Source organism: Pseudomonas sp. RC3H12 (assembly GCF_018596375.1).
In the GTDB taxonomy this organism is placed as follows: domain Bacteria; phylum Pseudomonadota; class Gammaproteobacteria; order Pseudomonadales; family Pseudomonadaceae; genus Aquipseudomonas.
Window position 1 is genome coordinate 3,387,648 of the sequence record NZ_CP075595.1, and the last position, 18,894, is coordinate 3,406,541.

General features: G+C 64.6%; 18 protein-coding genes. 11 read left to right on the forward strand and 7 right to left on the reverse strand.

The features are described 5' to 3' along the window. Positions 1-100: 100 nt before the first annotated feature. The 3 genes from KHO27_RS15390 to KHO27_RS15400 form a co-directional block, all read right to left on the reverse strand. Entirely contained in the window at positions 101-1,765 is a 1,665-nt protein-coding gene (locus tag KHO27_RS15390; RefSeq protein WP_038706600.1) for a cation acetate symporter, read from the reverse strand. After that, entirely contained in the window at positions 1,762-2,073 is a 312-nt protein-coding gene (locus KHO27_RS15395) for a DUF485 domain-containing protein (protein WP_102684287.1), read from the reverse strand. Before KHO27_RS15395 ends, KHO27_RS15390 begins: the two co-directional genes overlap by 4 nt. Positions 2,074-2,280: 207 nt before the next feature. Continuing rightward, positions 2,281-3,141 (reverse strand): glycine betaine ABC transporter substrate-binding protein, encoded by an 861-nt coding sequence (locus tag KHO27_RS15400; protein WP_031314875.1) that lies wholly within the window; start codon positions 3,139-3,141, stop codon positions 2,281-2,283. Positions 3,142-3,375: 234 nt separating this feature from the next. Here KHO27_RS15400 and KHO27_RS15405 point away from each other — a divergent pair, with 234 nt between their 5' ends. Then, positions 3,376-4,911 carry a glycoside hydrolase family 17 protein gene (locus KHO27_RS15405; protein WP_502937566.1) on the forward strand — a complete coding sequence of 512 codons (1,536 nt, stop codon included), beginning with the start codon at positions 3,376-3,378 and terminating at the stop codon, positions 4,909-4,911. A gap of 75 nt (positions 4,912-4,986) precedes the next feature. Here KHO27_RS15405 and KHO27_RS15410 read toward each other — a convergent pair whose 3' ends face one another. Then, positions 4,987-5,355 (reverse strand): hypothetical protein, encoded by a 369-nt coding sequence (locus tag KHO27_RS15410; RefSeq protein WP_214500436.1) that lies wholly within the window; start codon positions 5,353-5,355, stop codon positions 4,987-4,989. A gap of 217 nt (positions 5,356-5,572) precedes the next feature. On the opposite strand from KHO27_RS15410, the gene mlaY reads away from it, so the two are divergent. Then, positions 5,573-6,871 (forward strand): lipid asymmetry maintenance lipase MlaY, encoded by a 1,299-nt coding sequence (mlaY, locus tag KHO27_RS15415; RefSeq protein ID WP_214500437.1) that lies wholly within the window; start codon positions 5,573-5,575, stop codon positions 6,869-6,871. Continuing rightward, positions 6,864-7,679, forward strand: a complete 816-nt coding sequence (locus KHO27_RS15420; protein WP_102685448.1) for an MlaA family lipoprotein — start codon at positions 6,864-6,866, stop codon at positions 7,677-7,679. The genes mlaY and KHO27_RS15420 overlap by 8 nt, the downstream gene beginning before the upstream one ends. Positions 7,680-7,797: 118 nt before the next feature. Here the strand turns inward: KHO27_RS15420 and KHO27_RS15425 are convergent, their stop codons facing one another. Further along, the gene (locus KHO27_RS15425) at positions 7,798-8,940 is read right to left on the reverse strand and encodes a patatin-like phospholipase family protein (RefSeq protein ID WP_111532603.1); all 1,143 of its coding nucleotides are present in this window, start codon (positions 8,938-8,940) and stop codon (positions 7,798-7,800) included. Between the two features lie 60 nt (positions 8,941-9,000). After that, positions 9,001-9,936 (reverse strand): lipid A biosynthesis lauroyl acyltransferase, encoded by a 936-nt coding sequence (locus tag KHO27_RS15430; protein WP_102685446.1) that lies wholly within the window; start codon positions 9,934-9,936, stop codon positions 9,001-9,003. 100 nt (positions 9,937-10,036) lie between these two features. On the opposite strand from KHO27_RS15430, the gene minC reads away from it, so the two are divergent. The 7 genes from minC to KHO27_RS15465 all read left to right on the forward strand — a co-directional run bounded on the left by minC (position 10,037) and on the right by KHO27_RS15465 (position 16,676). Then, positions 10,037-10,798, forward strand: a complete 762-nt coding sequence (gene minC / locus KHO27_RS15435; RefSeq protein ID WP_102685445.1) for a septum site-determining protein MinC — start codon at positions 10,037-10,039, stop codon at positions 10,796-10,798. Positions 10,799-10,895: 97 nt separating this feature from the next. Further along, positions 10,896-11,708 (forward strand): septum site-determining protein MinD, encoded by an 813-nt coding sequence (minD, locus tag KHO27_RS15440; protein ID WP_023631119.1) that lies wholly within the window; start codon positions 10,896-10,898, stop codon positions 11,706-11,708. Between the two features lie 3 nt (positions 11,709-11,711). Continuing rightward, complete coding sequence (minE, locus tag KHO27_RS15445; RefSeq protein ID WP_023631120.1) at positions 11,712-11,966, forward strand: cell division topological specificity factor MinE; 255 nt, start codon at positions 11,712-11,714, stop codon at positions 11,964-11,966. A gap of 154 nt (positions 11,967-12,120) precedes the next feature. Continuing rightward, a complete protein-coding gene (locus tag KHO27_RS15450; protein WP_046854572.1) occupies positions 12,121-12,756 on the forward strand; it encodes an RluA family pseudouridine synthase in 636 nt (211 codons plus the stop codon). Positions 12,757-12,865: 109 nt separating this feature from the next. Continuing rightward, positions 12,866-14,155 (forward strand): M18 family aminopeptidase, encoded by a 1,290-nt coding sequence (locus tag KHO27_RS15455; protein ID WP_110701091.1) that lies wholly within the window; start codon positions 12,866-12,868, stop codon positions 14,153-14,155. 152 nt (positions 14,156-14,307) lie between these two features. Continuing rightward, complete coding sequence (locus KHO27_RS15460) at positions 14,308-14,478, forward strand: hypothetical protein (protein WP_167388396.1); 171 nt, start codon at positions 14,308-14,310, stop codon at positions 14,476-14,478. 44 nt (positions 14,479-14,522) lie between these two features. Further along, positions 14,523-16,676, forward strand: coding sequence for a mechanosensitive ion channel family protein (locus tag KHO27_RS15465; protein WP_214500438.1), 2,154 nt, complete (start codon positions 14,523-14,525; stop codon positions 16,674-16,676). 36 nt (positions 16,677-16,712) lie between these two features. On the opposite strand, the gene KHO27_RS15470 is transcribed toward KHO27_RS15465, so the two are convergent. After that, a complete protein-coding gene (locus KHO27_RS15470; protein ID WP_110701095.1) occupies positions 16,713-17,426 on the reverse strand; it encodes a UTRA domain-containing protein in 714 nt (237 codons plus the stop codon). Between the two features lie 336 nt (positions 17,427-17,762). On the opposite strand from KHO27_RS15470, the gene KHO27_RS15475 reads away from it, so the two are divergent. Further along, entirely contained in the window at positions 17,763-18,821 is a 1,059-nt protein-coding gene (locus tag KHO27_RS15475) for an ABC transporter substrate-binding protein (protein ID WP_110701097.1), read from the forward strand. Positions 18,822-18,894 lie beyond the last annotated feature (73 nt).

Consider the following 18,894-nt stretch of genomic DNA (forward strand, 5'->3'; position numbering starts at 1 on the left):
CGAGCGGGCCTAAGAAATTTCCTAGCGGCAGGTAATTCGACAACTCTGGAAGCACAATGCCCCGGCATGGGCCGGGGCATTGTGTGTTCAGCTCAAGGTATCAGTGCGATACCGCGCCACTGGCCCCAAGGCCCGTCTGCGAGCGGACGAACTGCGGGAAGAACAGCGCACGTTCGTTCTCGGCGGCCTTGGACTTGTCGGTGACCGAGAAGAACCAGATGCCGGCGAAAGCGATAATCATCGAGAACAGTGCCGGGTACTCGTACGGGTAGATGGCTTTCTCATGACCGAGGATCTGCACCCAGATGGTCGGGCCGAGGATCATCAGGCCCACCGCACTGACCAGGCCCATCCAGCCACCGATCATGGCGCCGCGGGTGGTCAGTTTCTTCCAGTACATCGAAAGCAGCAGCACCGGGAAGTTGCAACTGGCGGCGATGGAGAAGGCCAAGCCAACCATGAAGGCGATGTTCTGCTTCTCGAACAGGATGCCCAGGCCTATCGCCAGCACGCCCAGGGCGACGGTGGTGATCTTCGACACGCGGATCTCGTCCTTGTCGTTGGCCTTGCCCTTGCGCCAGACACTGGCGTACAGGTCATGGGACACCGCCGAGGCACCGGCCAGGGTCAGGCCCGCGACCACTGCGAGGATGGTGGCGAAGGCCACTGCCGAGATGAAACCGAGGAATACGCTGCCACCCACCGCGTCGGCCAGGTGTACTGCCGCCATGTTGTTGCCGCCGATCAGGGCGCCAGCGGCGTCCTTGAAGTCCGGGTTGGTGCTGACCAGCAGGATCGCGCCGAAGCCGATGATGAAGGTAAGAATGTAGAAGTAACCGATGAAACCGGTGGCGTAGAGCACCGACTTGCGGGCTTCCTTGGCGTCGCTGACGGTGAAGAAGCGCATCAGGATGTGCGGCAGGCCGGCGGTGCCGAACATCAGCGCCAGGCCCAGCGAGAAGGCCGAGATCGGGTCCTTGACCAGGCCCCCCGGGCTCATGATCGCCTCGCCCTTGGCGTGCACCTTGATCGCCTCGGAGAACAGGGTGTTGAAGTCGAAGCCGACATGCTTCATCACCATCAGTGCCATGAAGCTGGCGCCGGACAGCAGCAGCACCGCCTTGATGATCTGCACCCAGGTGGTGGCGAGCATGCCGCCGAACAGTACGTAAAGGCACATCAGGATGCCGACAAGGATCACCGCCACATGGTAGTCCAGGCCGAACAGCAACTCGATGAGCTTGCCGGCCCCGACCATCTGGGCGATCAGGTAGAACGCCACCACCACCAGCGAACCGGAAGCCGACAGGGTGCGGATTTCCTTCTGCCCGAGGCGATACGAGGCCACGTCGGCGAAAGTGTACTTGCCCAGGTTGCGCAGGCGTTCGGCAATCAGGAACAGGATGATCGGCCAGCCAACCAGGAAACCGATGGAGTAGATCAGGCCATCGTAGCCGGAGGTGAACACCAGCGCGGAAATTCCCAGGAACGAGGCTGCCGACATGTAGTCACCGGCGATCGCCAGGCCGTTCTGGAAACCGGTGATCTTGCCGCCGGCGGCATAGTAGTCGGCCGCCGACTTGTTGCGCTTGGAGGCCCAGTAGGTGATACCCAGGGTGAAGGCGACAAAGGCCACGAACATGGCGATGGCAGCAACGTTCAGCGGTTGTTTCTGCACCTCGCCGGTCAGGGCATCGGCGGCCCACACGGCGGGTGCGAAGGCACCGCAGGCCAGGACGGCCAGGGTTTTGGCGTGTCGGATCATTGCTTGGCCTCCTCGAGGATCGCCTTGTTCAACTCGTCGAATTCGCCGTTGGCGCGGCGCACATAGAGCGCGGTGAGCACGAATGCCGAGAGAATCAGGCCGACCCCCAGGGGGATGCCCCAGGTGATCGACGAGCCGGCGCTGAGCTTGGCGCCGAGCAGGTGCGGGCCATAGGCGATGAGGAGGATGAAGGCGCAATAGAGGCCGAGCATGATCGCCGAGAGGATCCAGGCGAAACGCTCGCGCTTGGTGACCAGTTCCTTGAAGCGCGGACTGTTCTGTATCGATTGGTAAATGCTGTCGTTCATTGTTTTTGTCCTAGCAGCACAGATTAGGGAGAACCCGACTCCACTTTATGCTGCCGCTGGACGCCAACCAGACGACCTTAGTCTTAGATGCAACGGTGTTTTGCAAAATTTGCAACAACCGCAAACGCATCGCGGGGCAAGCCCGCTCCCATTGTTCGTGGGAGCGGCGGTTCGCCGATGCGACTTGCCCCGCGATTCGACCAGCGCTTACTTGCCGGTCCACTCCTTGACCCGCTCCGGATGCTTGGCCACCCAGTCCTTGGCTGCAGCCTCCGGCTTGGCGCCTTCCTGGATCGCCAGCATCACCTCGCCGATCTCATCCTTGGACTGCCACTGGAACTTCTTGAGGAACTCGGCCACTTCCGGGGCCTTGCTCGCCAGTTCCTTGCTGCCGATGCTGTTGACGGTCTCGGCAGCGCCATACACGCCTTTCGGATCCTCGAGGAACTTCAGCTTCCATTTGGCGAACATCCAGTGCGGCACCCAGCCGGTCACGGCGATCGACTGTTGCTTGGCGTAGGAGCGGCCCAGTTCCGCGGTCATCGCCGCGCCGGAACTGGCGGTCAGCTTGTAGCCGGTCAAGCCGTAGTCCTTGATCGCCTGATCGGTCTTGAGCATGACCCCCGAGCCGGCATCAATACCGACGATCTTCTGCTTGAAGCTCTGATCGGTCTTGAGATCTTCGATACTGTTGGCCTTGACGTATTCAGGGACGATCAGGCCGATCTTGGCGTCCTTGAAGTTGGGGCCGTAGTCGACCACGTTGTCCTTGTTCTTGGTCCAGTACTCGCCATGGGTCACCGGCAGCCAGGCCGAGAGCATGGCGTCGAGCTTGCCGGTGGCCACGCCCTGCCACATGATGCCGGTGGCCACGGCCTGCAGCTTCACGTCATAGCCGAGTTTCTGCCTGATCACTTCGGCGGCCACGTTGGTGGTGGCGACGCTGTCGGACCAGCCATCCACGTAACCGATGCTGACTTCCTTGGCCATCGCCTGCGCAGTACTCATGGCCAAAACCAGGGCGGTGCCCACGCCCAGGAAACGTCGCATTCTTGTAATAGTCGCCATCAAAGCATCCCTCGTCAGGTCTTGGAGATTGCATCATCGACTTGCCGGCACCTGCGACCTGCTCTGTCAGCGACCTTCAGCGAGCGATCAGCGACAGCACTGTGCCATTAGCGCCATGCGAGCATGGCGGTCTGCGCGATCCTTGCATGCCAAACGCTTGGCGCCGGGCTACTATCACTGGCCTTCGGGGCTGCTGTGCGGCCCCAGTTCCCGAATACGACGATGGACCGCCCGATGTTGCGCACGATCTACCTGCTCGCCAGCCTGCTCGCCTTCCTATGTCTCACAGCCCTCTGGTATGGGCTGGGCAAGCCGGTGCACCTGCCCGACGCCGCCAGCCCTGCGCACAAGCTGCAGTGCGCCTCGTACACCCCGTTCGACAAGGACCAGTCTCCCTTCGACCAGCCGTTCCGCCTGCGCCCGGCGCGCATGGACGCCGACCTGGCGTTGCTCAGCAAGCGTTTCCAGTGCATCCGCACCTATTCGATGACCGGCCTCGAGGCGATCCCGGCGCTGGCGCGCAAGCACGGGCTGAAGGTGATGCTCGGCGCCTGGGTCAACGCCAACCCGGTGGACACCGACAAGGAAGTCGAGCTGCTGATCGCCGCGGCCAACGCCAACCCCGACGTGGTCAGCGCAGTGATCGTCGGCAACGAGGCGCTGTTGCGCAAGGAAATCACCGGCGAGCGCCTGGCCGGCCTGATCGACAAGGTCAAGCGCCAGGTCAGTGTGCCTGTGACCTACGCCGATGTCTGGGAGTTCTGGCTGCAGCATCCGCAGATCGCACCGGCGGTGGATTTCCTGACCATCCACCTGCTGCCCTACTGGGAAGACGACCCTCGCGGCATCGATGCGGCGCTGGCCCATGTCGCCGAGGTGCGCCAGGTGTTCGGCAACCGCTTTGCGCCCAAGGACATCCTGATCGGCGAAACCGGCTGGCCCAGCGAAGGCCGCCAGCGCGAAACCGCCGAGCCGAGCCGGGTCAACGAGGCCCGCTTCATCCGCGGCTTCGTTGCCCTGGCCGAAACCAACGGCTGGCGCTACAACCTGATCGAAGCCTTCGACCAGCCGTGGAAGCGCGCCAGCGAAGGCGCCGTGGGCGGCTACTGGGGGCTGTACGACGCCGACCGCCAGGACAAGGGCGTGCTCGAAGGGCCGGTGAGCAACCTGGCATTGTGGCCACAATGGTTGCTGGCCAGCGTGATCCTGATGCTGGCGGCCCTGGCCCTGGCCGGGCGCCCGGCCGACCAGCGCGCCGCTCTGCTGTTGCCGTTGCTCGCGGCCCTGGGCGCTGGCTGCCTGGGGCTGTGGGGTGAGCTGATGCGCACCAATGCCCGCTTTGCCGGCGAATGGCTGTGGACGTTTGCCCTAGTCGGCCTGAACCTGCTGGTGCTGACCCACGGCGCGCTGGCGCTGGCCCGCCGTGACGGCTGGCGTCAGCGGCTGTTCGCCTGGTTCGAGAAGCACGCGGGCACAGGGTTGCTGGCGGCAGGGTTCGCGGCAGCGGTGAGCATGCTGGCGATGGTATTCGACCCGCGCTATCGCAGCTTCCCCAGCGCTGCGCTGCTGCTGCCGGCAGTGGTCTATCTGTTGCGGCCGGTACCGGCGCGGCGAGCGGAGGTGGCGTTGCTGGCCTTCATCGTAGGTGCCGGGGTGGCGCCGCAGTTGTTCCGCGAAGGGCTGCAGAACCCGCAGGCGTGGGGCTGGGCAGCGGTCAGCGTATTGATGGTCGGGGCGTTGTGGCGCAGCCTCAGGTTGCGCCCGGCGTGAAACCCAGCGCGAGGGCTGCGTCCTCGATTCGCCGGCTCCCACAGACGCGTCAGACCTTGCCGGCGATGGGCCGCCTCAGCGGCCTCGCAATGACCGCACCAGCCGCAGCCCCGCCAGGACCAACGCAAACACCGCGATGCTCGCGGTATACAGCACCAGCGCCGGAACCCCGAGCGCCAACGCCAGCACCGCCAGCCACCAGCCGCCCCGCCCCGGCAACAACTGACAGACCAGCGCCAGGCCCAATGCCCCCCAGGCCATGACCTGGAAATGAATTCCCAGCCCGAGCAACGATCGCGCCTGGCATTGCCAGATGTCCCCTGGCGCACTGCACAACCCGACCCATCGGGCATCCTCCATCAACCCATAACGCACGCCATAGCTGGCCGCCAGCCACAGGAGCAGGCCCACCAGCAGGACAAAGAGTGGCCAGGTACGAGACATCCGGTTCTCCAACAGCGGTAATGGAAACGCTGCATGATCCCTCACAGGGGCGCTGAAAGGCAAAATCATGGCCCCGCAGCTATGTTGCACAAGACAAACGTTGGCTGGCGCGGCAACATCTGGTGCGACGAACGACAGGGCGACGGGCAACTTTGTCCAGCCTGTCGTGGTCCTAGCCTGCGTAATGCACGACCTTGCGTTTTCCCTGGGGGACTTCATGCTTCGATCTTTGCGTCTCGCCGCCCTGCTAGGTGGCCTGCTCATGGCGGCGGCCGCCTCGGCGCGGGATATTGATGCCGCGAGCTACGGTTACCCGTTGACCAACCCGTTCGAGGCGACCATCGCCACCACTCCGCCGGAACAGCGCCCGACGCTGCCCAGCGACGATGACATCGACCAGGCCGACTACAGCCTCACCCTGCGCCCGGAACGCGAGTTCACCCTGCCCGACAACTTCTGGTCGGTGAAGAAACTGCGCTACCGCCTGGCTAGACAGGACCACGAAGCGCCGCTGATCTTCCTGATCGCCGGCACCGGCGCGCCCTACTCCAGCAGCATCAACGAGTACCTGAAGAAGCTGTTCTACCAAGCCGGCTACCATGTGGTGCAACTGTCCTCGCCCACCAGCTGGGACTTCATGAGCGCCGCCTCGCGCTTCGCCACCCCCGGGGTGTCGAGCGAAGACGCCAAGGACCTGTACCGGGTCATGCAGGCGGTGCGCGCCCAACAGGCACGCCTGCCGGTGAGCGAGTATTACCTGACAGGCTACAGCCTGGGTGCGCTGGACGCGGCGTTCGTCAGCAAGCTCGACGAAACCCGCCAGAGCTTCAAGTTCAAGCGTGTGCTGCTGCTCAACCCGCCAGTCAACCTGTACACCTCGATCACCAACCTGGACAAGCTGGTACAGACCCGGGTCAAGGGCATCGACCGCAGCACCACCTTCTATGAACTGATGCTGGAAAAGCTCACCCGCTACTTCCAGGACAAGGGCTACATCGACCTCAACGATGCGTTGCTCTACGACTTCCAGAAGTCGCGCCAGCACCTGTCCAACGAGCAGATGGCCATGCTCATCGGCACCTCGTTCCGCTTCTCGGCCGCCGACATCGCCTTCACCTCCGACCTGATCAACCGTCGTGGGCTGATCATTCCGCCGAAGTTTCCGATCACCGAGGGCAGCAGCCTGGAGCCCTTCTTCAAACGCGCCCTGCAATGCGACTTCGACTGTTACCTGACCGAACAGGTGATCCCCATGTGGCGCGCGCGCACCGACGGCAACAGCCTGCTGCAACTGGTCGACCAGGTGAGCCTGTACGCGCTGGAGGACTATCTGCGCGACAACCCGAAGATCGCCGTGATGCACAACGCCGACGACGTGATCCTCGGCCCCGGCGACATCGGCTTCCTGCGCCGGGTGTTCGGCGAACGCCTGACGCTCTACCCCCATGGCGGCCATTGCGGCAACCTCAACTACCGCGTCAACAGCGACGCCATGCTGGAGTTCTTCCGTGGTTAACAGACTGCTGCTCGTCACCGCCCTGCTCGCCAGCGGCTGCGCCCTGGCCGAGGAAGTCGCGCCGCGTGCCAGCGTGGTGGAGGCCGACAAGACCGAAACCCTCACCGTGGAGGCCGACGGCTTCGTCGATCCACTGCGCGAGCTCAAGTTCAACCCCGGCCTGGACCAGCGCGAGTTCGAACGCTCGACCCTGGCCGCGCTGAACATCTACGACCCGCTGGAGTCGCTGAACCGGCGCATCTACCACTTCAACTACCGCTTCGACCAGTGGGTGTTCCTGCCGGTGGTCGACGGCTACCGCTACGTCACGCCCGGCCTCGTGCGCACCGGGGTGAGCAACTTCTTCAACAACCTGGGCGATGTGCCCAATCTGTTCAACAGCGTGCTGCAGCTCAAGCCCAAGCGTTCAGCGGAAATCACCGCGCGGCTGATGTTCAACACCATCATCGGTGTCGGTGGCCTATGGGACCCGGCGACCAAGATGGGCCTGCCTCGGCAGAGCGAGGACTTCGGCCAGACCCTGGGCTTCTACGGGGTGCCGGACGGGCCGTACCTGATGCTGCCGATCCTCGGGCCGTCGAATCTGCGCGACACCACCGGGCTGGTGGTGGACTATGTGGGGGAGAAGGAAATCAACTACCTGAACGTGCCCGACACCGCCAGCGACCACCCGGAACTCACCGTATTGCGGGCAGTGGACAAGCGCTACACCACAAACTTCCGTTACGGGCAGACCAACTCGCCGTTCGAGTACGAGAAGCTGCGATACGTGTATACCCAGGCGCGCAAGTTGCAGATCGCCGAGTGAACAGGGGCCGCTGCGCGGCCCTTTCGCCGCGGTTCGTCGCCACGACAAGCCGGCTCCCACAGAGACAATGCATCCCTTGAGGCCAATGCAGTAGCTGTGAGCGCCGGTATAGGAAACCTCAAATCCCCAGGAACTGGCACAGCTCCCGCTTCTTGGCCAAGGCGTCATTGCGCCCCAACTCGATCAGTTCGCTGCAATAGCTCGCCTCGAACAGCAGGTAGCTCAGCACCCCTGCCCCGCTGGTCTTGGTCGCCCCCGGCCCGCGCAGGAACAGCCTCAGCGCCGCCGGCAGCTCGCGGCGATGACGGGCAGCAATCTCGTCCAGCGGCTGGCTGGGCGCCACCACCAGTACCTCGATCGGCGCCAGCCCCAGGCGCCGGGCGTCCAGGTGCGCCGGCAGCAGGTGGCTGAGGTGATTGAGCCGCTGCAGCAACTCGATATCGTCCTCGAGGCTGTCGATGAAGGTGCTGTTGAGCATATGTCCGCCGATCTGCGCCAGGCTCGGTTGCTGTCCGCTGAACACGCGCTGGGTCGGCAAGGGCGGCGAGGGTCGCTGAGGGTTGCCGCTGACCCCGACCACCAGCACGCGACTGGCCCCCAGGTGCAGCGCCGGGCTGATCGGCGCCGGCTGGCGCACCGCGCCGTCACCGAAGTACTCCTCGCCCAGGCGCACCGGCGCGAACAGCAAAGGAATCGCCGAGCTGGCCAGCAGGTGGTCGATGGTCAGCGGCGTGGGCATGCCGATGCGGCGGTGGCGCAACCAGGGTTCGATGGTGTCGCGGCCCTGGTAGAAGGTCACCGCCTGGCCGGACTCGTAGCCGAACGCGGTCACGGCGATGGCGCGCAACTGATTGGCCGCCAGTGAGTGAGCGATGCCGTCCAGGTCCAGATGCTCGTGCAACAGGCGGCGCAATGGGCGGCTGTCGAGCAGTGCCACCGGCACCTGGCCGCCGAGCCCCAGCAGGCTGTGGCCAACGAAGCGGCTGGCCTGGCGGATCACGCCTGGCCAGTCGCTGCGCAGCACCAGGTGGCTGCGAAAGTTCTGCCAGAAGGCCGTCAGCTGCTGCACCGACTCGGCGAAGCGGGTGGCGCCGCTGGCCAGCTTGACCGCGTTGATCGCGCCGGCCGAGGTGCCGACGATCACCGGAAAAGGATTGGCGGCGCCCGGTGGCAGCAGTTCGGCAATGCCGGCCAGCACGCCGACCTGGTAGGCGGCGCGGGCACCGCCGCCGGAGAGGATCAGGCCGGTGGTTGAGGTCATGCATCCTTCCTGGAGTCAGTGGTTGCCAGTACCGGCCCTGTCGCGGGGCAAGCCCGCTCCCTAACGCTTTTTCTTGTCGTACAGCCGTGGTTCGCCTTCAGGCCGCGATTTGAAGCGCCGATGCGCCCACAGGTACTGCTCCGGGCACTCGCGCAGCACACCCTCGACCCACTGGTTGATGCGCAGGCAGTCGGCCTCCTCGGTTTCGCCGGGGAAGTCCGCGAGCGGCGGATGCACCACCAGGCGATAGCCGCTGCCGTCCTCCAGGCGCTTCTGGGTGAACGGAATCACCCGCGCCTTGCCCAGCCGGGCGAACTTGGTGGTGGCGGTGACGGTGGCCGCGGGAATACCGAACAGCGGCACGAAGATACTTTGCTTGATGCCGTAGTCCTGATCCGGCGCGTACCAGATCGCCCGCCCCTTGCGCAGCAGCTTGAGCATGCCGCGCACGTCGTCGCGCTCCACCGCCAGCGAGTCGGCGTTGTGGCGCTCGCGGCCGCGGCGCTGGATGAAGTCGAACACCGGGTTGCCATGTTCGCGGTACATGCCGTCGATGGTGTGCACCTGGCCCAGCAAGGCAGCGCCGATCTCCAGGGTGGTGAAGTGCACGGCCATGAGAATGGCCCCCTCTCCTTCACGCTGGGCGGCCTGCAGGTGCTCGATGCCTTCGATGTGCGCCAGCCGCGCCAGTCGGGCCTTTGGCCACCACCAGCTCATGGCCATCTCGAAGAAGGCGATGCCGGTGGAGGCAAAGTTTTCCTTGAGCAGGCGCTGCCGTTCGTCGCCGGACAGCGCCGGGAAGCACAGCTCCAGGTTGCGCGCGGCGATACGCCGGCGCTCACCCGCCAGCCGGTACATCACCGCGCCCAGGGCGCGCCCCAGCCCCAGCAAAGCCCGGTACGGCAGCTGGGCGACTAGCCACAGCAGGCCCAGGCCCAGCCACAGCCCCCAGAATCGCGGGTGAAGGAAAGAGGATCGAAAACGCGGGCGTTCCATTGAAGCTTCCGGCAAGACATGAGCCCGGCATTCTACATCGGTTGCGGGCAAACGGTCTTATCGCTATAAGTCAGGGCACTTTTTTCGCAACAAGCCGTCTATGCAGACCATGAGCCCCAACCCGACACCCGATAACGCCCCCGTGTTCCAGCTCAAGGGCAGCATGCTTGCCATCACCGTGCTGGAACTGGCGCGCAACGACCTCGAATCCCTCGACCGCCAGCTGGCGGCGAAGGTCGCGCAGGCGCCGAATTTCTTCAGCAACACACCGTTGGTGCTGGCCCTGGACAAGCTGCCCCATGACGAAGGCGCCATTGACCTGCCCGGATTGATGCGCGTGTGCCGTCACCATGGCCTGCGCACCCTGGCGATCCGCGCCAGCCGCATCGAGGACATCGCCGCCGCGATCGCCATCGACCTGCCGGTGCTGCCGCCGTCCGGCGCCCGCGAACGGCCGCTCGAGCCGGAGCCCGAGGTGAAGAAGCCCGAGCCCGCGCCAGCGCCGCCAGCTGCGCCGGCCGAACCCGAAGTTCGCCCGACGCGGATCATCACCTCGACGGTGCGCGGCGGCCAGCAGATCTACGCCCAGGGCGGCGACCTGGTGGTGACCGGCTCGGTCAGCCCCGGCGCGGAACTTCTCGCCGATGGCAACATCCATGTGTACGGCGCCATGCGCGGCCGTGCCCTGGCCGGCATCAAGGGCAATACCAAGGCGCGCATCTTCTGCCTGCAGATGACCGCGGAAATGGTCTCCATCGCCGGCCAGTACAAAGTGTGCGAAGACCTGCGCCGCGACCCGCTGTGGGGTTCGGGCGTACAAGTCAGCCTGTCCGGCGACGTGTTGAACATAACCCGTCTTTAACGGATACTTGCCGGCATTTTTAGCGCAACTTTTTTCCCGTTGCCGTTTTTTGTATTTGCAGGGACGTCTGTCCCGAATTATTTAGGGGTGAAACACCTTGGCCAAGATTCTCGTGGTTACTTCCGGCAAGGGGGGTGTGGGCAAGACCACCACCAGCGCCGCCATCGGTACCGGCCTCGCACTGCGCGGGCACAAGACGGTCATCGTCGACTTCGACGTCGGCCTGCGTAACCTCGACCTGATCATGGGCTGCGAACGCCGCGTGGTGTACGACTTCGTCAACGTGGTCAACGGCGAGGCCAACCTGCAGCAGGCCCTGATCAAGGACAAGCGCCTGGAAAACCTGTTCGTGCTGGCCGCCAGCCAGACCCGCGACAAGGACGCGCTGACCAAGGAAGGCGTCGAAAAGGTATTGATGGAGCTCAAGGACCAGTTCGACTTCGTGGTCTGCGACTCGCCGGCCGGTATCGAGAAAGGTGCGCACCTGGCGATGTACTTCGCCGACGAAGCCATCGTCGTGACCAACCCGGAAGTCTCGTCGGTACGTGACTCCGACCGCATGATCGGCCTGCTGTCGAGCAAGTCGCGCCGTGCGGAACAGGGCGAAGACCCGATCAAGGAACACCTGCTGATCACCCGCTACCACCCCGAGCGCGTCGAAAAGGGCGAAATGCTTGGCGTCGAGGACGTCAAGGAAATCCTTTCGGTCGAACTGCTGGGTGTCATCCCCGAATCCCAAGCCGTGCTGAAGGCCTCCAACCAGGGTATCCCGGTCATCCTCGATGACCAGAGCGATGCCGGCCAGGCGTACAGCGACACCGTCGACCGCCTGCTGGGCAAGCCCAAGCCACTGCGGTTCATCGAAGTGCCGAAGCAAGGATTCTTCGCGCGCCTGTTTGGAGGCAAATAAACCATGAACCTTTTTGACTTCTTTCGTGGCAGACAGAAACAGAGCAGCGCGTCGGTAGCGAAAGAGCGTCTACAGATCATCGTGGCGCACGAGCGTGGCCAACGCAGCACCCCGGACTACCTGCCTGCCTTGCAGAAGGAGCTGGTCGAGGTGATCCGCAAGTACGTCAACATCGGCAACGACGACGTACAGATCGAACTGGAAAACCAGGGCAGCTGCTCGATTCTGGAACTGAACATCACCCTGCCTGATCGCTGATCGCGCAGCTGGGTGTAATCATTGGGGCTGCTTTGCAGCCCATCGCCGGCAAGCCGGCTCCCACAGACAACGCGGGATCCTGTGGGAGCCGGCTTACCGGCGATGGGCCGCAAGGCGGCCCCAGTGCTTTCCGCCATTTCACCGAGACCTAGCAATGCCGCTGTCGAACATCCAGATCCTTCACGAAGACGCCGCCGTCCTGGTGATCAACAAGCCGACCCTGCTGTTGTCGGTGCCGGGCCGCGCCGAGGACAACAAGGACTGCCTGATCACCCGCCTGCAGGAAAACGGCTACCCGGAAGCGCTGATCGTCCACCGCCTGGACTGGGAAACCTCGGGGATCATCCTGCTCGCCCGCGACGCCGACAGCCACCGCGAACTGTCACGCCAGTTCCACGACCGCGAGACCGAAAAGGCCTATACCGCGCTGTGCTGGGGCCAGCCCGCGCTCGACAGCGGCAGCATCGACCTGCCCCTGCGTTACGACCCACCGACCAAGCCGCGCCACGTGGTCGACCATGAGCAGGGCAAGCATGCCCTGACCTTCTGGCGCATCGTCGAGCGCTGCGGCGATCACTGCCGGGTCGAACTGACGCCGATCACCGGGCGCTCGCACCAGCTGCGCGTGCACATGCTGTCGATCGGCCATCCGCTGCTCGGCGACCGGCTGTACGCCAACCCCGAGGCGCTGGCGGCCCATGAGCGGCTGTGCCTGCATGCCTCGATGCTGAGCTTCACCCATCCGGTGTCTGGCGAACGCCTGAAATTCGAGTGTCCGGCGCCGTTCTGAGACTCGGGCCCGATCGCGGGGCAAGCTTGCTCCCACGCTTCGCGATAGGGCTGACACAATTTTTCGAGCATTTACGCTAAACTCGCGCCACTGCTGTCTGGAGTGACTTATGCGCGATGCCCTGAACGCCGGCCTGATCGAATTCCTCAAGGCCTCCCCGACGCCCTTCCACGCCACCGCCAGCCTCGCGCAACGCCTCGAGGCCGCCGGCTACCAGCGCCTGGACGAGCGCGACAGCTGGGCCACTACGCCTGGTGGTCGCTACTACGTGACCCGTAACGATTCCTCGATCATCGCCATCAAGCTTGGCAAGCATTCGCCGCTGATCGGCGGTATCCGCATGGTCGGCGCCCACACCGACAGCCCATGCCTGCGGGTCAAGCCGCAGCCCGAGCTGCAGCGCCAGGGCTTCCTGCAACTGGGCGTTGAAGTCTATGGCGGCGCCCTGCTAGCCCCTTGGTTCGACCGCGACCTGTCGCTGGCCGGCCGGGTCACCTTCCGCCGTGACGGCAAGGTGGAAAGCCAGCTGATCGATTTCAAGCTGCCGATCGCGGTGATCCCCAACCTGGCGATCCATCTCAACCGCACCGCCAACGAAGGCTGGCAGATCAACCCGCAGACCGAGCTGCCACCGATCCTGGCACAGGTCGCCGGCGACGAGCGCATCGACTTCCGCGCCCTGCTCACTGAGCAGTTGGCCCGCGAGCATGACCTCAACGCCGACGTGGTGCTGGATTACGAGCTGAGCTTCTACGACACCCAGGACGCCGCGTTGATCGGCCTGAACGGCGACTTCATCGCCGCCGCCCGCCTGGACAACCTGCTGTCGTGCTACGCCGGCCTGCAGGCGCTGCTGAACGCCGAAGGCGACGAGACCTGCGTACTGGTGTGCAACGACCACGAGGAAGTCGGCTCCTGCTCGGCCTGCGGCGCCGATGGCCCGATGCTCGAGCAGACCCTGCAACGCCTGCTGCCCGATGGCGACGACTATGTGCGCACCATCCAGCGCTCGCTGATGGTCTCGGCCGACAATGCCCACGGCGTGCACCCCAACTACGCCGACAAGCACGACGGCAACCACGGCCCCAAGCTCAACGCAGGCCCGGTGATCAAGGTCAACAACAACCAGCGCTACGCCACCAACAGCGAAACCGCCGGGTTCTTCCGCCACCTGTGCATGGCCGAGGAAGTACCGGTGCAGAGCTTCGTGGTGCGCAGCGACATGGGCTGCGGCTCGACCATCGGCCCGATCACCGCCAGCCACCTGGGCGTGCGCACGGTGGATATCGGCCTGCCGACCTTCGCCATGCACTCGATCCGCGAGCTGTGCGGCAGCCATGACCTGGCCCACCTGGTGAAGGTGCTCGGCGCCTTCTACCGCAGCCGCGAACTACCCTGACGGCCAACCCGCTCCCACGCGGACCTGTGGGAGCGGCGGTGCGCCGATGCGACTTGCCGCGCGATCGGGTCACCGCCTGCCCCCGGTCAATCCGCCTCGCTTGCAAAGCGCTATGCTTGATACATGGCCCCCAAAACAGAAGGATGCTGTCCATGTCATCGCCGTTCCTGTCCCTGTTCGTGCCGGTGTTCCTGTTCCTGATGCTGCTGACCATCGGTTTCAGCCTGCGCGAGCGCAATGTCGGCGTGCTGATGATGTGGATCGGCACCCTCGGCATTTTCGGCCTCACCTGCTGGAAGATCCTCGAGAAACTGCCGTCGTAAACCTCTACACTCGGGCAAACGTTTGACCTGAGGTAGATTTCCCGGTGCCAGCCCTCCTGCGTTGCATCACGCTGCTGTTCCTTTTGCTCGCCACCCCAGCGCATGCCGCCGGCCTGCCCGGCCTGCTCGGTTCCAGCACGCCCGCCCAGCCCGAGGCCAGCGAGCCCTTGGGCAAGTCCCTGGACGAGGTGATCAAGAACCTGGAAAACGACCAGCAACGCGCCAAGCTGCTGGCCGACCTGAAAAAGCTGCGCGACGCCACCCGGCAATCGCAACCCACCGTCGAACAGGGCGTGCTCGGCCTGATCGGCGGTGCCCTGCATGATTTCGAGAAACAGTTCAGCGGCGATGCCAGCCCGTTCAAGCGCTGGTCGCTGGAAATCGACCAGGCCCAGGACGAATTGGCCGCACTGGTGGTGCCGGTGCATCAATGGCCGGCGATCCTGTTCGGCTTCGCCGGAGTCATCCTGGTCTGGGGCCTGCTGGCCTATGCCTTCAACTGGATCGGCCACCGTGTGCGCCTGCGTTTCGGCCTGACCGAAGACCTGCCGCAGCACCCGCGGACCTGGGACCTGGTGCGCTTTGCCCTGCGCAAGCTGGGCCCATGGCTGGTGGCGCTGGTGTTCACCGTGTACCTGAGCTTCGCCCTGCCCTCCTCGCTGGGCAAGTCGATGGCCATGGTGCTGGCCTACGCGCTGGTGGTCGGCACCCTGTTCTCGGCGATCTGCGTGATTGCCTTCTCGCTGCTCGATGGCCCACATCGCCACCGTGCCCTTCACATTCTGCGGCACCAGGCGTTCCGCCCGCTGTGGCTGATCGGCAGCTTCGCCGCGTTCGGCGAGGCGATGAGCGACCCACGCCTGACCACCGCGCTGGGCAGCCACCTGGCCCACGCCCTGGCAACCCTGGCCAATGTGATCGCCGCGCTGTGCACCGGGCTGTTCATCCTGCGCTTCCGCCGCCCGATCGCCCACCTGATTCGCAACCAGCCCCTGTCACGGCGCCTGACCCGGCGCACCCTGAGCGACACCATCGAACTGCTCGGCAGCTTCTGGTATATCCCGGCGCTGATCCTGGTGGCAATTTCGCTGTTCGCCACCTTCGTCTCCGCCGGCGACACCAGCACCGCCCTGCGCCAGTCGCTGATGTGCACGGTGCTGGTGGTGGTGTGCATGGTGCTCAATGGCCTGGTCCGCCGCCATGCCGCCAAGCCCAGGCGCGCCAACAAGCGCCAGGCGGTCTACACCGAACGCCTGCGCAACTTCGGCTATGTCCTGGTGCACCTGTTCATCTGGCTGCTGTTCATCGAACTGGGCCTGCGTGTATGGGGCCACTCGATGATCAGCTTCGCCGAGGGTGACGGCCATGAAGTCAGCCTGCGCCTGCTGGGCCTGGCCGGCACGCTGATCGTCGCCTGGCTGGTGTGGATCCTCGCCGACACCGCCGTGCACCATGCCCTGGTGCATTCGCGGCGCGGGCTGGCCAACGCCCGTGCGCAGACCATGATGCCGCTGATCCGCAACGTGATGTTCGTGGTGATCGTCATCATCGCGGTGATCGTCGCCCTGGCCAACATGGGCATGAACGTCACCCCGCTGCTGGCCGGTGCCGGTGTCATCGGCCTGGCCATCGGTTTCGGCGCCCAGTCGCTGGTGGCCGACCTGATCACCGGCCTGTTCATCATCATCGAGGACTCGCTGGCCATCGACGACTACGTCGATGTCGGCGGCCACCTGGGCACGGTCGAGGGCCTGACCATCCGCACCGTGCGCCTGCGCGACATCGACGGCATCGTGCACACCATTCCGTTCAGCGAGATCAAGAGCATCAAGAACTACTCCCGCGAGTTCGGCTACGCGATCTTCCGTGTGGCCATCCCGCACAGCATGAACATCGACCAGGCCATCACCCTGATCCGCGAAGTGGGCCAGAAGCTGCGCAATGATCCGCTGATGCGCCGCAACATCTGGTCGCCGCTGGAGTTGCAGGGGGTGGAGAGTTTCGAGTCGGGCTCGGCGATCCTGCGTGCGCGGTTCAAGACCGCTCCGATCAAGCAGTGGGAGGTTTCGCGGGCGTTCAACCTGGCGTTGAAGCGCCAGCTCGATGAAGCGGGGTTGGATCTGGCGACGCCACGGCTGTCGGTGCAGGTGGTGACGGCTGGCGGAGGGGCGACGGCTCAGAGCAACGTTTCCAGCTAGATCGCATCGCGACCCGGCTTGCCCCGCGATGCTTTGTTACCCAGCCTCGGCGCGAATGCGGATCGCATCGTGCCGCCAGTACTCCAGGTCACAGTCGATCAGGTGCCCATGCTGGTCGCTGTTGACCCGGGTGATATGCAGCCCGGGGCTGCCAGCCGACACCTTCAAGGCAGCCGCCGCCTCCACCGGCAACGCCGTCGGCAGGATCTCGAAGCACACCTGCCCATAGTGAATCGCGTACTCCCGCGCATAGATCTCGGTCAGTGACCGGGCCAGGTCCAGCTCAAGGATTCCTGGGAAGTAGCGCGGGTTGAGATAGTGCTCGGCATACAGCACCGCCCGCCCGTCGATACGCCGCAACCGGCAGATCCGCACCACGCTGGACAGCGCCGGCAGCCGCAGGCGCGCGCAGATCGCCGCCGAAGCCGGCTGCAGCCGCGCCGACAGCAGCTGCGTACGCGGCTCGCGCCCCTGGTCTCGCACCATCGCATGGAAGTGGCTGCGCTCGATCAGGTCGTAGGTCAGACGCTCGGGCGCGACGAACCAGCCGCGCCGCTCTTCGCGGTAGATCAGGCCCATGGCCTCGAGCTGCACCAGGGCCTCGCGCAGCGTGATACGCGTGGTGTCGAACACCTCGCTGAGCCTGCGCTCGGCCGGCAGCTTGCCGCCGGGCGCCAGCAAGCCGTGTTCGATCTGCTCCTGCAGCGCGTGGCAGATGGCTGTTACCGCGCGCGGTGGCGTCGCTTGCATCAAAGGTTACCTATCTGGACTAGTCCAGCCCCGAAACGGGGCAGTTGGAGCGTAGTGCAAGCCTAGGCACGGCTGATGAACATCCTGTGACACAGGCGCCGCAGGGCACTTGCCAGATATGCCAGATCCGCGCCAGCCCACGCGAATCAAGGCTTTCGATCTGGTCTACGCTGTAGTTCCAGGGCCTTGGGCCTGCCACCCGCCCCCGCCCCTTACATCAAACTGTCACGCAACAGGCCTACCTTGGCGCAAGGTTTGCTGACCTAGACCAAGGGGTCGCAAGCACCGCTTCCGTTCATAACAACGAATGCAAGGCACCCACCAAAGGAGCTTCGGATGAAAAAGTTGTTCATGGCGTCACTGCTCGGTTCGGCCATCGCTTTTTGCACCTCGGCCATGGCCCAGGACCTCAAGGCCCTTGAAGACGCCGCCCGCAAGGAAGGCACGGTCAACAGCGTGGGCATGCCCGATGCCTGGGCCAACTGGAAAGGCACCTGGGAAGACCTGGCGAAAAAGTACGGCCTCAAGCACAGCGACACCGACATGAGCTCGGCCCAGGAAGTCGCCAAGTTCGATGCCGAGAAGGACAACGCCAGCGCCGATATCGGCGACGTCGGCGCGGCCTTCGGCCCGATCGCGGTCACCAAGGGCGTGACCCAGCCCTACAAGCCAAGCACCTGGGACCAGGTCCCGGCGTGGGCCAAGGACCAGGACGGCCACTGGGCGCTGGCCTACACCGGCACCATCGCCTTCATTATCAACAAGGATCTGGTGAAGGAAGAGGACCGCCCAAGCACCTGGCACGACCTGGAAAAGGGCAAGTACAAGGTCGCCATCGGTGACGTCGGCACCGCCGCCCAGGCCGCCAACGGCGTGCTTGCCGCCGCCATCGCCTACAAGGGCAGCGAAAGCAACATCGAGCCAGGTCTGCAACTGTTCACCAAACTGGCCCAGCAGAAGCGTCTGTCGCTGGCCAACCCGACCATCCAGACCCTGGAGAAAGGCGAGGTGGAAGTGGGCGTGGTGTGGGACTTCAACGGCCTGAGCTACCGCGAACAGATCGACCCGAATCGCTTCGAGGTGCTGATCCCCTCCGATGGCTCGGTCATCTCCGGCTACACCACCATCATCAACAAGTACGCCAAGCACCCTAACGCAGCCAAGCTGACCCGTGAATACATCTTCAGCGATGCCGGCCAGACCAACCTGGCCATCGGCCACGCCCGGCCGATCCGTGCCGAACACCTGAAGCTGCCGGCGGACGTACAGGCCAAGCTGCTGCCCAACGAGCAGTACAAGGCCGTCCAGCCAATCAAAGATGCTGCGGCCTGGGAAGCGACCTCCAAGGCCCTGCCACAGAAGTGGCAGGAGCAGGTGATCATCGAGATGGAATAAGGGGCAGATTCCCTTCTGCCTGAACCGGCCCTGTCGCCGGCAAGCCAGCTCCCACAGGGTCAGCGCAAGACCT

Coding starts and splice junctions, on each gene's coding strand:
- minC (WP_102685445.1), top strand. CDS start 10,037: ATGCAGACCATGAGCCCCAACCCGACACCCGATAACGCCCCCGTGTTC.
- KHO27_RS15390 (WP_038706600.1), bottom strand. CDS start 1,765: ATGATCCGACACGCCAAAACCCTGGCCGTCCTGGCCTGCGGTGCCTTC.
- KHO27_RS15450 (WP_046854572.1), top strand. CDS start 12,121: ATGCCGCTGTCGAACATCCAGATCCTTCACGAAGACGCCGCCGTCCTG.
- KHO27_RS15425 (WP_111532603.1), bottom strand. CDS start 8,940: ATGACCTCAACCACCGGCCTGATCCTCTCCGGCGGCGGTGCCCGCGCC.
- KHO27_RS15475 (WP_110701097.1), top strand. CDS start 17,763: ATGAAAAAGTTGTTCATGGCGTCACTGCTCGGTTCGGCCATCGCTTTT.
- KHO27_RS15405 (WP_502937566.1), top strand. CDS start 3,376: ATGTTGCGCACGATCTACCTGCTCGCCAGCCTGCTCGCCTTCCTATGT.
- minE (WP_023631120.1), top strand. CDS start 11,712: ATGAACCTTTTTGACTTCTTTCGTGGCAGACAGAAACAGAGCAGCGCG.
- KHO27_RS15395 (WP_102684287.1), bottom strand. CDS start 2,073: ATGAACGACAGCATTTACCAATCGATACAGAACAGTCCGCGCTTCAAG.
- KHO27_RS15460 (WP_167388396.1), top strand. CDS start 14,308: ATGTCATCGCCGTTCCTGTCCCTGTTCGTGCCGGTGTTCCTGTTCCTG.
- KHO27_RS15430 (WP_102685446.1), bottom strand. CDS start 9,936: ATGGAACGCCCGCGTTTTCGATCCTCTTTCCTTCACCCGCGATTCTGG.
- KHO27_RS15455 (WP_110701091.1), top strand. CDS start 12,866: ATGCGCGATGCCCTGAACGCCGGCCTGATCGAATTCCTCAAGGCCTCC.
- mlaY (WP_214500437.1), top strand. CDS start 5,573: ATGCTTCGATCTTTGCGTCTCGCCGCCCTGCTAGGTGGCCTGCTCATG.
- KHO27_RS15410 (WP_214500436.1), bottom strand. CDS start 5,355: ATGTCTCGTACCTGGCCACTCTTTGTCCTGCTGGTGGGCCTGCTCCTG.
- KHO27_RS15470 (WP_110701095.1), bottom strand. CDS start 17,426: ATGCAAGCGACGCCACCGCGCGCGGTAACAGCCATCTGCCACGCGCTG.
- KHO27_RS15400 (WP_031314875.1), bottom strand. CDS start 3,141: ATGGCGACTATTACAAGAATGCGACGTTTCCTGGGCGTGGGCACCGCC.